9 protein-coding genes are annotated in these 12,123 nt (G+C 64.3%); 3 read left to right on the forward strand and 6 right to left on the reverse strand.

Annotated features, from left to right (window positions below):
- Positions 1-125: 125 nt before the first annotated feature.
- From Q7J26_RS10535 to Q7J26_RS10550, 4 genes are all read right to left on the reverse strand, one after another.
- The gene (locus Q7J26_RS10535) at positions 126-359 is read right to left on the reverse strand and encodes a hypothetical protein (protein WP_304936405.1); all 234 of its coding nucleotides are present in this window, start codon (positions 357-359) and stop codon (positions 126-128) included.
- Between the two features lie 307 nt (positions 360-666).
- Complete coding sequence (locus Q7J26_RS10540; protein WP_304936406.1) at positions 667-1,263, reverse strand: hypothetical protein; 597 nt, start codon at positions 1,261-1,263, stop codon at positions 667-669.
- A gap of 144 nt (positions 1,264-1,407) precedes the next feature.
- On the reverse strand, positions 1,408-4,500 hold the full coding sequence (locus Q7J26_RS10545) for an efflux RND transporter permease subunit (RefSeq protein ID WP_304936407.1): 3,093 nt from the start codon (positions 4,498-4,500) through the stop codon (positions 1,408-1,410).
- Between the two features lie 9 nt (positions 4,501-4,509).
- Positions 4,510-5,649, reverse strand: a complete 1,140-nt coding sequence (locus tag Q7J26_RS10550; RefSeq protein ID WP_304936408.1) for an efflux RND transporter periplasmic adaptor subunit — start codon at positions 5,647-5,649, stop codon at positions 4,510-4,512.
- 195 nt (positions 5,650-5,844) lie between these two features.
- Between Q7J26_RS10550 and lepA the strand changes: the two genes are divergently transcribed.
- Complete coding sequence (gene lepA / locus Q7J26_RS10555; protein WP_304936409.1) at positions 5,845-7,653, forward strand: translation elongation factor 4; 1,809 nt, start codon at positions 5,845-5,847, stop codon at positions 7,651-7,653.
- Between the two features lie 316 nt (positions 7,654-7,969).
- A complete protein-coding gene (locus Q7J26_RS10560; RefSeq protein WP_304936410.1) occupies positions 7,970-8,743 on the forward strand; it encodes a hypothetical protein in 774 nt (257 codons plus the stop codon).
- 146 nt (positions 8,744-8,889) lie between these two features.
- Here the strand turns inward: Q7J26_RS10560 and Q7J26_RS10565 are convergent, their stop codons facing one another.
- Both Q7J26_RS10565 and Q7J26_RS10570 read right to left on the reverse strand, forming a co-directional pair.
- Positions 8,890-9,267 carry an endonuclease domain-containing protein gene (locus Q7J26_RS10565; protein ID WP_370651934.1) on the reverse strand — a complete coding sequence of 126 codons (378 nt, stop codon included), beginning with the start codon at positions 9,265-9,267 and terminating at the stop codon, positions 8,890-8,892.
- Positions 9,268-9,363: 96 nt separating this feature from the next.
- The gene (locus Q7J26_RS10570; RefSeq protein WP_304936411.1) at positions 9,364-10,233 is read right to left on the reverse strand and encodes a DUF3883 domain-containing protein; all 870 of its coding nucleotides are present in this window, start codon (positions 10,231-10,233) and stop codon (positions 9,364-9,366) included.
- A 435-nt stretch (positions 10,234-10,668) separates the two neighbouring features.
- Between Q7J26_RS10570 and Q7J26_RS10575 the strand changes: the two genes are divergently transcribed.
- A complete protein-coding gene (locus tag Q7J26_RS10575; protein WP_304936412.1) occupies positions 10,669-12,123 on the forward strand; it encodes a DUF5677 domain-containing protein in 1,455 nt (484 codons plus the stop codon).

Consider the following 12,123-nt stretch of genomic DNA (forward strand, 5'->3'; position numbering starts at 1 on the left):
GGCTCAAAGGGGGGGAACGACGAAGGGCCGACCGGGAAACCGGTCGGCCCTTTTTCTTGGGTGATGCGGGAGGGCGGGAACGTCTGGTCTCAGTCGGCTTTCGACCCTTTGAGGAAGTTGCAACGTCAGAACATCGCCTGCAGAATCGCCTGCAGAATTGTGACGAAGATCGTCACCACAGCCGCCACGAGCAAACTCCCCCCAAGTACTGCCGTGAGCCAAATTGCAATGACCAGAGTGATGGCTGGCGCCCGCAACCAGGAAGGCAGCCCTTTGATGGCAGAGAAACGCCGATCAACCGCAGGCTGGGTGAGGTGGCCGGCGATCTCGAGAGATGCCATCAGGACGAACTGAAACATGATTTCTCCTCGTCGGCATCGCGCGTAAAAACGGTCACCAGACCTAATGCCGAGCATGTAACTGTAAGTCCACTAACCACCCCTAGCTGACATCGACCGCGACCGCTTTCCGGCCTGGAGGCCAACGTCCGCTTTCGGCCTCGAAGACCAGGACCGAAATCGACCCAAAGGCGACGCCTGCGAAGTCCGCTTGCGGCTTGTGCCTCGCAACTCGGCTATCGGCACTAAGCCGATGACCGCATTCCACCCCCGGGCCTACACACCGTCTTTCATGCTCGCGCCAACCAGTCGCCGCAGGCCCTGGCATCTACTGCGGCGTGGCGGGCTGATCAGCGGAAGTTTCAGCCGCGTGACGGGCCTCCTCGGCGGCGCGGGTCGAGACGTTCAGAACCTTCCTAATGCTGTCGGGAATGAGCGCGTGGTCGAAGGGTTCGCGGGTCGGCCGCTCTCCCCGGCGCACCAGGGTCTGGGTGCCGTATATCTGGGGCTGCCCGATTTTCTGAAGGTATCGGTCCAGGGTTGCCGCCGCGAGCCAAGGCGACTCGGTCGAACCTTCACCCAAGGCGGCCACGGCGAGGGTGTGGGCCATGAGGTAGTCCTGTGCCGTATCACCGTGCTGATAGACTAAGGCGGCGGCATAGAAGTCCGCTGCGGTGCGCAGGGCTCCGGCGTCCAGCAGGGCCTTGACCTGCGCCCGACGGACGGCGTCCTCAGCGTGCAGGCGCACCGCGTTTTCTCGACCACCAGCCAGAATGGCCGCAAAGTCCTGACGGACGGCCTGATCGGCGGCCAGGATCGCAGCCATCTCCGTGTTGTCCGACATGGAGACCGAGTCCTGGGACGCCGCCGGCATAGCGATAGCAAGAGCCATGGCGGTCGCAATCAGCAGCGGCTTCATTTCCATCCTCACACATCCATCCACGCCGCGACGATGACGAGGACGCGAGACGCGATCAAATGAACTAAAGTTCAGCCGTGAGCACTCGGGCAAATGTCCGCTTCCCACCCTTTGCGGACCCAACGACGGTCCGCAAAGGGCTGATCGACCTCACTCCACCAACGGCCCTTGCCTCGGCTTGGCCAGCTCCCGCTGCCCCGCCGTCGACCGGCGCAGGATACGCCGCGCCCACTGGGCCACGTCGTCGACGATGGTGAAGATGGCCGGGATGTAGAGCAGGGACAGGAAGGTCGAGGAGATCAGTCCCCCCAGCACCGCGATGGCCATGGGCGAGCGGAACTGGACGTCGGCCCCGATGCCCATGGCGATGGGCACCATGCCGGCGCCCATGGCGAAGGTGGTCATCAGGATGGGGCGGGCGCGCTTGTGCGCCGCGTCCATGATGGCCTCGTAACGCGGCATCCCGTCCTTCTCGGCCATGATGACATAGTCGACCAGCAGGATGGAGTTCTTGGCCGCGATCCCCATCAGCATCAGCACCCCGATCAGGGCCGACATGGAGAAGTTGGCGCCGCCGATGGCCAGGGCGATGAAGGCGCCCCCGATGGCCAGGGGCAGGGCCGCCATGATGGTGATCGGATAGGCGAAGCTTTTGAACAGCAGGGTCAGAACCGCATACATCAGCAGGATGCCGGAGGCGAAGGCGACGCCGAAGCCGGTCAGCATTTCCTGGATGAACTCCGTGTCGCCGGCCGGCACCTGGCGCACGCCGGCAGGCAGGGCCTTGACGGAGGGCAGTTGGTTGACCGCGATGCCCGCCGCGCCGGTGGTGATCCCGTCCAGTTCGGCGCTGATCGAGGCGATGCGCGACCGGTCCTGGCGGGACACGGTGGCCGGACCGGCGCCGAACTCGATGTCGGCGACGGCGCTCAACGGCACCGAGGCGCCGTTGTTGCCGGGAACGCGCAGGGTCTTCAGCACGCTCAGGTCCTGGCGCGCCTCTTCCGTCAGCTGAAGCCGGATCGGGATCTGGCGGTCGCCCAGATTGTATTTGGGCAGGTTTTGATCGACGTCGCCGATGGTGGAGACCCGGACCGCCTGGGAGATGGTGCTGGCCGAAACCCCGGCCAGGGCGGCTTCGTCCGGACGGGGCGTGACCAGGATTTCCGGACGCGCGATGGCGGCCGAGTTGACGACGTTGGCCAGACCCGGAACGCCGCGCATCTCTTCTTCCACCTTGCGCGCTGCTGCTGTCAGGGCGACGGGATCGTCGCTCAGGATCGAGAAGGTGTAGCTGGTGCCGTCGCCCGGACCGCCGCCCGACTGGGCGATGCCGGCGCGAATGCGCGCGCCGGGAATCTGCTTCATTTCGTCGACCATGACCCGCGCAAAGGCCTGCTGGCTCAGCTCGCGGTCGCCCTTGGGCACCATGTCGGCATAGATGTAGGCTTGGGTCACGTCCTGGCCGCCGATGGCGGCATAGACGGAGGTGACTTCGGGGCGGGCCTCCAGCTGGCCGGTGATCCGCTGCACCACGGCGTCGGTCTGGCCCAGGGTCGAACCCGGCGGCAGTTCGACCTGGAAGGACGCGCGCGCCGTGTCGCCCGGCGACATGAACTCGAACGACATCTTGGCCACGACGGAGGTCGCGATCGATCCGACCAGGAACAGGATGCCGATGATGAAGACCTTCCACCGATTGCTCAGCGACCAGCGCAGGGCCTTCAGATAGCCGCTCATCCAGAACGGATCGCGATCCTCGTGGTGGGTGTGTTTCAGGATGAAGGCCGCCATCAGCGGCGTCAGGGTCCGCGCCACCAGCAGCGAGAAGGCCACGGAGACGCAGGCCGCCAGGGCGAAGGCTTTGAAGAACTGGCCGATGATGCCCGGCATGAAGCCGACCGGAGCGAAGACGGCGATGATGGTGGCGGTGGTCGCCACGACCGCCAGGCCGATCTCGTCGGCCGCCTCCAGCGAGGCGTCATAGGGCGGTTTGCCGTCGCGCATGTGGCGGACGATGTTCTCGATCTCCACGATGGCGTCGTCGACCAGGATGCCGATGGTCAATGACAGGGCCAGCAGGGTCACGACGTTCAGCGACTGGTCCAGCGGACCCAGGATGGCGAAGGTCGGGATCAGCGACATCGGCATCGCCGTCGCCGCGATCAGGGTGGCGCGCCAGTCGCGCAGGAAGATGAAGACGATGATGACCGCCAGGACGGCGCCCAGCAGCAGGGCCTCCAGCGAGGCCAGATAGGATTCCTCGATCTCCTCGACGCTGGCGTTGACCTGGCTGATCGTCAGCTCGGGATGGGCCTCGTCGATCTTTTTGACCTCTTCGCGGACCTTCTCGGCGACCTTGACCTCGGACGCCGTGCGCGAGCGCAGGAAGTTGAAGGTCACGGCCTCTTGCCCGTTGTAGCGGGCCAGGGTGCGCGGCTCGCTCCACTTGTCCTCGACCGTGCCCAGATTATCCAGACGCACGGTCTTGCCGTCGCCCAGCGGCACCAGGGTCTCGCGCAGCTGCGCGAGCGAGGTGGCGGCGCCCAGGGTGCGGACGGCGCGCTCGGCCCCGGCGATGGTGACGCGACCGCCGGGCAGGTTGTTGTTGACGTTGTTCAGGGCCTGGCTGACTTCGGCTGCGGTGACGCCGTAGGCGGCGAGCCGCTGCGGATCCAGCTCGACCCGCATCTCGCGATCCACCCCGCCCGAGCGGTTGACCTCGCCCACGCCGCCGAGGGCCAGCAGGGCGCGGCTCATCTCGTTGTCGATGAACCAGCTGATCTGTTCCGGCGTCATGGTCGGTGAACGGACCACATAGGTGATCAGGGCGTCGCCGGTGATGTCGACGCGCTGGACCGTCGGCTCCTGCATGTCCTGAGGCAGGCTGGCGCGCACGCCGCTCATGGCGTTGCGAACGTCGTTGGTCGCGCGCTCGGTGTCCGTGCCCAGCTCGAATTCGATACTGGTCGAGGAGACGCCGTCGGTGACGCTGGAATAGATGTGTCGCACGCCGGACAGGCCGGCGATGGAATCCTCGATCAGCCGCGTGACCTGAACTTCCATTTCCGCCGGGGCCGCGCCGGGCCGGGAGGCCGTGACCGAGACCAGCGGGAAGTCAATGTCGGGGTTCTCATTGATCCGCATCCCCGTGAAGCCGACCACGCCGCCGAGCGTCAGCAGCAGGAACAGCAGGATGATCGGAATCGGGTTCTTGATCGCCCAGGACGACATCTGGTTCATCGGTCGGTCCTACTTGGCCGCGGGCTGGGCGGCGGGGCGGGCCCCGCCGGGGGCCTGGGCGACGTTGACGCGGTCGCCCTCGTTCAGGAAGCCGGCACCGTCTACGATGACGCGGCCGCCCAGGTTGACGCCGGTGACAGCCGTCTGGGTGTCGGTCCGCGACAGGATGACGATCGGCTGGAAGTGGACCCGGCCGTCGGCGGCCAGGCTGAAGACCCCCGGCTTGTTGTCCCGGTACAGGACCGCGCCCGTCGGTACGGTGTTGGCGGGCTGGTCGCCGACGTCGATGTCGGCGCGGGCGAACATGCCCGGCCGCAGCTGGGCGCCGGGCGACAGCGAGATGCGGGCCAGGCCCAGTCGGGTGTTGGCGTTGACCTCGGGTGTGACGATCCGGACCGTGCCGCTGGTCGTTCCCGCCTCGCTGGATGTCACGGTCGCCGACTGGCCGGCCCGGACCTGGGCCAGTTCGGTCTCGGGCACCTGGGCGTCCAGCTCCAGACGGCCGTCGCGGACCATGCGGAACAGTTCGGTTCCGGCGGCGATGATCTGGCCCTTGGTCACGCTGCGGCTGATCACCAGGCCGGCGACGGGCGCGCGGATGGTGGCCTGGGACAGCTGGGTCTGGGTCTGGGCCAGGGTCGCCCGGGCGGCGGCCAGATTGGCGTTCGACGCGCGCTGGTTGGCCAGAGCGGTGTCCAGCGAGGCCTGACTGAGGAAGCCGCGTTCCTTCAGCTGCTGCGCCCGGTCCAGGGCGGCGTCGTCGCGCGCCACATTGGCTTCGGCCAGTTGGACCTGGGCCTGCTGCTGGCGCAGCTGGGCGCGCAACAGGACGTCGTTCATCTGCACCAGGGCCTGGCCCTGACGCACGTAGGAGCCTTCATCGACATAGACGGCGACGGCGGTCAGGCCGCCCGTCTCGGCCGCGACCGGCACTTCCTCCCAGGCGGAGACGGTGCCCGAGGCGGTGACGGTGCGGCGGAGACTGGTCTGAGACACGGTGGCGGCGGTCACGGTCTGGCGCGAGCCGCCGGCGGCCTTTTCCTCGGTCGTCTCGTCGCCGTGCCCGCCGCAACCGGCCAGCAGGACGGCCGACAGGGCGACGGCGCTGAGGCCCAGGGAGAGGCGGGCGGTTCGGGTCGTCTTGGACACGGGGGGTCTTCCTCGGTTGCAGGCGAAGCGGACCGCCGGCTCGCGCCGGTGATCTGGAGCCTTCCCATACCGTGTCTGCGAGCCGTCCTCAAACGGCGATACACTTTGTTGCTAAGGCTTAATGTGACGCTGTGACATCGCCCGGATACGCCACGCGACTGGCCCCCGACACGCGCGCGTGATAGGGCCGCGCGGATGACGACTCCCCCTATCTCGAACATTCGGAACTTCAGCGTGGTCGCGCACATCGACCACGGCAAGTCCACCCTGTCCGATCGACTGATCCAGTTCACCGGCGGCCTGACCGCGCGGGAGATGTCCGAGCAGGTGCTCGACAATATGGATATCGAGAAGGAGCGGGGGATTACGATCAAGGCGCAGACGGTGCGTCTGAACTACCGCGCCAAGGACGGGCAGGACTATGTCCTGAACCTGATGGACACGCCGGGCCACGTGGACTTCGCCTATGAGGTGTCGCGCAGCCTGGCGGCGTGCGAGGGGTCGCTGCTGGTGGTGGATGCGTCGCAGGGGGTCGAGGCCCAGACCCTGGCGAACGTCTATCAGGCCATTGATAACAACCACGAGATCGTCCCCGTCCTGAACAAGGTCGATCTGCCGGCCGCCGAGCCCGAGCGGGTCCGCGCCCAGATCGAGGACGTCATCGGCATCGACGCCTCCGAGGCCGTGCTGTGCAGCGCCAAGTCCGGCATCGGCATCGAGGACGTCCTCGAAGCCATCGTCACCAAACTCCCGGCGCCGAAGGGCGACCCCGACGCCCCGCTGAAGGCCATGCTGGTCGACGCCTGGTACGACCCCTACCTCGGCGTCGTCGTCCTGGTCCGCGTCTTCGACGGGGTGCTGAAGACCGGCATGCGGGTCAAGATGATGCGCAACGGCTCGACCCACCTGATCGACCGCGTCGGCGTCTTCCTGCCCAAGAACACCCCCGTGGACCAGCTCGGCCCCGGCGAGGTCGGCTTCATCACCGCCCAGATCAAGGAAGTGGCCCACGCCGCCGTCGGCGACACCATCACCGATGAAAGAAAGCCGACCGCCGAACCGCTGAAGGGGTTCAAGGAAGTCCAGTCGGTGGTCTTCTGCGGCCTGTTCCCGGTGGACGCCGCCGATTTCGAGGACCTGCGCGCCGCCATCGGCAAGCTGCGCCTGAATGATGCGTCATTCACCTACGAGATGGAATCCAGCGCCGCCCTGGGCTTCGGCTTCCGCTGCGGCTTCCTGGGCCTGCTGCACCTCGAGATCATCCAGGAACGGCTCAGCCGCGAGTTCAACCTGGACCTGATCGCGACCGCCCCGTCGGTGGTCTACAAGATCGGCCTGCGCGACGGCTCCGAGATCGACCTGCACAATCCGGCCGACCTGCCCGACGTGATGCAGATCGAGACCATTTCCGAGCCCTGGATCAAGGCCACCATCCTGACGCCCGACGAATACCTCGGCAGCGTCATCAAGCTGTGCCAGGACCGCCGCGGCTCGCAGGTCGAACTGTCCTACGTCGGCAGCCGCGCCATGGTGGTCTATGAGCTGCCGCTGAACGAGGTGGTGTTCGACTTCTACGACCGGCTGAAGTCGATCTCGAAGGGCTATGCCTCGTTCGACTACGAGATCACCGAATACAAGGTCGGCGACCTGGTGAAGATGTCCATCCTGGTCAACGCCGAACCGGTGGACGCCCTGTCCATGCTGGTCCACCGCGCCCGCGCCGAGACGCGCGGCCGGGGCATGGTCGAGAAGATGAAGGAGCTGATCCCGCCCCACCTGTTCGTCATCCCGATCCAGGCGGCCATCGGCGGCAAGATCATCGCCCGTGAGACGGTGCGTGCGCTCCGCAAGGACGTGACCTCGAAATGCTACGGCGGCGACGCCACGCGCAAGAAGAAGCTGCTGGAGAAGCAGAAGGCCGGCAAGAAGAAGATGCGTCAGTTCGGCAAGGTCGAAATCCCGCAGGAAGCCTTCATCGCCGCGCTTAAGATGGACGAGGATTGACTCCAGCGCCCCGCCCTCTCCCTCCCCCTGCGGGGGAGGGGCGTTGCGAAGCAACGGGGTGGGGGCGGCCAGGCAAGGCCGCACAGATCTGATTTAGGCAGGTCGGTGAAGCGTCGCCCTGCCGTTGTGATTTAGGCAGGTCGGTGAAGCGTCGCCCTGCCGTTCCCACCCGGTCTCGCCTCCGGCTCGCCCCCCCTCCCCGGAACGGGGAGGGAGAGGAATTAGGAGCGCTGGCGGGTTCGAACTGACATATCGACTTGTGTGATTTCAGGCTCTTAACCCCGAATATCACCGACTTTCCAGCCAGGGTTTCTCCATGCCCCATACTGGCGGCATGGAAAGACGCAAATACAAGATTCAACCCGCCGAAGTCTGGGACAAGGTGCGCCAGGACTATCTGGCCGGCCTGGGCGCCGAAGAGGTCGCGGCCAAATACGGCGTGACCGCCCACGCCCTGCGCGCCCGCGCCACGCGCGACGGCTGGTCCCGCTATCTGCACGCCCCGGCCGAGCCGGTCGATCCGCCGCCCCCGCCGCCGAGCCTGTTCGACGTATCATCCGACGACGCGGCCGGCGGGGATCCGGCCGTCCTGGCCGAGGCCGCCGCCCAGGCCTCGGGCCGGGCCATGCGCGCCGGCCGGCTGTTGGAGGCGCGCGCCCTGGCGGGGCTGGCCGCCACCTATCGCAAGCTGGAGGCGCGGGGCGAGACGGCGCACGGGGCCATGACGGTCGAGAATGCGCCGCTGCAACTGGTGTACGACATACTGATGAACCCTCTGGCGGCGAGCGACCGATTGGCCATCCGCCCCGGCGCCGCCGACACCCATCTGGCGCTGAAAGAAGCCTACTGGAACCAGCAGCAGACCCTGGGTGAGAAGAACCAGGAGTTTCGGCACGCCCAGCTCCACCGGCGCGCGGCGCTGGATCGTCGGGTCGCCGCCCTGGAGGACCAGCTGAAGGCGGCCGGGATGGAGCCGGTCGCCGAGACGGAAAGCGACCGACGCATCCGCACCGGGGTCGATATGGTCATCGACTGCTGCGGCAAGGTCATGTCCGCGAAGGACTGGGACAAGACGCTGGACGGGTTGTGAGCGGCGTCTTCCTTCTCCCCTTGCGGGAGAAGGTGGCCCGCAGGGCCGGATGGGGGGTCGGTTTGGCGTGGATCGTCAGGGCCGGTGAAACCCCTCATCCGTCAGCCTTCGGCTGCCACCTTCTCCCGCAAGGGGAGAAGGAAGGTTTAGTCTCGCGTCAGTCTTTCCTCCGTCGCCGCCACAATGGCCGACAGCACCTCTTCCCGCTGGTTCCCGATCATCCCATTCGGAAACCGCAACACCCGGAACCCCTGTTCGCGCAGCCAGGCGTCCCGCTCGGCGTCCTCGATCCGGTCGTCATGCTGCGGCCCGTCCGCCTCGACGATCAGCCGATGCCTCAGACAGACGAAGTCGACGATATACCGCCCGATCACCATCTGCCGCCGAAACTTCAGCCCAGCCAGCCGCCGATCCCGCAATAGTCCCCACAGCCGCCGCTCATAATGGACGGGCTCGCGGCGCATCTGTTTGGCGCGGGATTGCAGCCAGTCGTCCATATCCAGATTGTGCGTAACGCTCGCCAAGATTGCAACCTCTTCCTTCTCCCCCTGCGGGAGAAGGTGGCCGAGCGCAGCGAGGTCGGATGAGGGGTCAGAAGGACGCCCGCCACGCCTCCGGCGTCAGCACCACCGCGCTTTCCAACGGTGGCGCGAGGACGAAGAATCCGGCCGGACGGGCAAGCTATGCACGCGGTAAAGCCGCCATGCGTCAGGCCGCTCCTGCGCCACCTCGCATTCCGTTCGGGTCAGGAAGAAGTCCGTCGATGCGCCGCCACGCGTGGCCTTCACCTCGATCAGTCGCTCACGACCATCCGTCGGGTCGAAGCTGCGAATGTCGTATCCGGCCCCGTCTCCGCGCTCCTGCGACGTCCATTCGATCTTCTTCGCTAGATCCGCCCGATCATGGGCGATCAGATGGGCGCGTTCGTGGTGGAAGATGCGCTCCTCGCCCAACAAGCCAAGCTGCCGGTTCCGCTGATCGCGAGCCGCCGGATCGAATTTCCGAACCAGTCGCGACAGGCCCGCGGGTCGTCGGGGCCTCTCCGCGCCAAGGGGAGGGGCCGAGGTCATCAGCAGGGGCGCCGGCTCAAACGCGGTCGAGGGCTCCGACACCCCGCTTCCATACGTCGGCTGTTCGGTCGCTTGGGCCCGCAGGGAGTCGCGCAATGGCATCCCGATGTCCCAAGTGGCTGGATTCTGGTCGAGATGGCGTTCCAGTGCGGAGAAGATGGCTTCTTGGTAGTTCGGCCGACTACCGAAACCATTCAGCTTGGGCATGCCCAGTTCGGTCAGGACGGCGGAGATGTTTCCGTATTTCTGACCGACCGAGCCGACCGTACGGCCGATCTGTTGTGACAAGGCCTTGGCGTGACGGGCCTTGACCAGCGGGCGACCAGAGACGGCGTCGTCGAGCATGGCGAAATAGTCGGCGACGATGAGGTCTAACTCCTCCTCATCCCAGTCGCGGCCATATTTGCCCTGATCGACCAACCCAGTCTCCCCGCCAACCTTAGGTTAGTATGACGGCGACGGTCTTTACCAGGGCGCTAATCGCCCTTCCTTCTCCCCCTGCGGGAGAAGGTGGCCCGCAGGGCCGGATGAGGGGTCGGTTCGGCGTGGATCGTCAGGGCCGGTGAAACCCCTCATCCGACCTCGCTGCGCTCGGCCACCTTCTCCCGCAAGGGGAGAAGGGATCAGAACGGCGATGAAGGCCTAGGGCCTGACCCACGCCGCCATGGCCGTCGAAATGGAGATCAGCCGCACTCAACTAAACCGCTTCTCCGATCAGGAGGCGTTGAGCGTAAATGCCGGATCCCCCCGAGCCGTGTAACGCGGGTGTTGGCCACTCGCGGAAGTTGGAGTTGTTTTAAGCGCCGCTTAGATGTGATGGCTTCCAGAATCGGCTTCAATCCAACCGGAGACGGCATGAAAAAGCGTAAAGCCAAATCACGCAGAGAACCGCTTTCACGAATGAAGGTGGAGAAGGGAAAAATCCCATCTCCTTGGAATGCCCTAGATAAGATAGCGCCTACCAATTCAGTCTCGTGGTATCACGACCATCTTCCCGACTACCTCTGGCTCGTCCTGCTAACTCGAGCGAAATATCGAACGCAGACTTTTGTGGCGTTCAGAGCTGTTCTGGATGTTCTTCATGACAACCGGCAGCAAAACGGTCTGATCGGTTTCAGCCATCAACGGCTAGCCGATCTAGATATCAATCTATTCGATTCCATTTTCGCTCCAATACTAGCAATCAAAGAATTGAGAGAGGCGTTGCGGCCCCTCGCTGTACTTGATCAACTGCCTGGTGCGGACCGTTGGCGAGCGAAGCTCGGAGAGGGGGAGAAAGGTGACAACGATCTTATTGAAGCTGCGGTCGCAGAAGCAGCCCCTCAGAATTCTCGACCGGCGACTGATATTGCCTTTTTGATGCTAGTCAACTTGATCGTCCAAGACAGAATGTCGTTCAACGCGGGCCTTCTCAATCCTGCGGATCTTGATGCTTACGCCTTCAATCCGGACTCGGTGCCCAATATTTCTGGCTTGGCGCGATCAATGAGGAACGGTTGGTTAAATCACGACCGGGAAGAGGCTGGCCATAACCGTGACTGGGTAGACTTCTTCTATAATTGGGGAAGAGAAAGCTCCGTATGTCGCGGGATTTACATCAGTTCGGATGACGACAGTTCCAGCTATGAGGATGGCGCGCGACGCATAATGGCTCAAATCGTCGAGATACGCGATTGTTGCGCACGTCGGCTGACCGCGGATTTTCAGGCGTCCGGTTACAACGAACAGCGTGAGGTGTTGGCGGCGCTTGGCCTGTATGCCACAGACATAGCGATATCGGCCGGAATATCGGGGTCTGCGTCCCACGCTCAAGGGGCGATATTGGTGCGATCGCTAGCTGAAATTAATATCCTGATTAGTCACATCATCAAAGATAACACAGCTGTGGGACGGTACAGATCTTATGGAGCTGGTCGGGCGCGTCTCCTCGCAGAGAAAGCCGATGAAATCGGAATTTCAGCTAACTACCTATTTGTGGAAGAACTTGAAAACGTTTCAAATGAAAGGCGGGCTGCGATGTTTATCGATATGCCAGTCAACGCCTTCTACAAGAAAAGCGTAAGAGATACAGCGATCGAGTGTGGTGCAAAAGATGTTTACGATACCTACTATGACGTAGGGTCAATGTATGCGCACGCAGAATGGGGAGGTGTAGCAACGTCATCTGTGCAAATGTGCGGAAATCCCCTTCATCTTGGTCATTACATACCGTCTGAGCGTTTGTTCGCAGTTGAAATGCTAAAAGACGTTGAGTGGCTTGTTAAGAGAATCGCGACCGAACTTGGGGTTGGTTCGACAGCAGAAATTTAG

The organism is Brevundimonas sp. (assembly GCF_030656255.1).
Taxonomy (GTDB): Bacteria; Pseudomonadota; Alphaproteobacteria; order Caulobacterales; family Caulobacteraceae; genus Brevundimonas.

What these genes read in the sequence shown, in the direction of transcription:
- Q7J26_RS10535 (WP_304936405.1), bottom strand. Translation starts at nt 359, where the DNA reads ATGTTTCAGTTCGTCCTGATGGCATCTCTCGAGATCGCCGGCCACCTC.
- Q7J26_RS10540 (WP_304936406.1), bottom strand. Translation starts at nt 1,263, where the DNA reads ATGGAAATGAAGCCGCTGCTGATTGCGACCGCCATGGCTCTTGCTATC.
- Q7J26_RS10545 (WP_304936407.1), bottom strand. Translation starts at nt 4,500, where the DNA reads ATGAACCAGATGTCGTCCTGGGCGATCAAGAACCCGATTCCGATCATC.
- lepA (WP_304936409.1), top strand. Translation starts at nt 5,845, where the DNA reads ATGACGACTCCCCCTATCTCGAACATTCGGAACTTCAGCGTGGTCGCG.
- Q7J26_RS10560 (WP_304936410.1), top strand. Translation starts at nt 7,970, where the DNA reads ATGCCCCATACTGGCGGCATGGAAAGACGCAAATACAAGATTCAACCC.
- Q7J26_RS10575 (WP_304936412.1), top strand. Translation starts at nt 10,669, where the DNA reads ATGAAAAAGCGTAAAGCCAAATCACGCAGAGAACCGCTTTCACGAATG.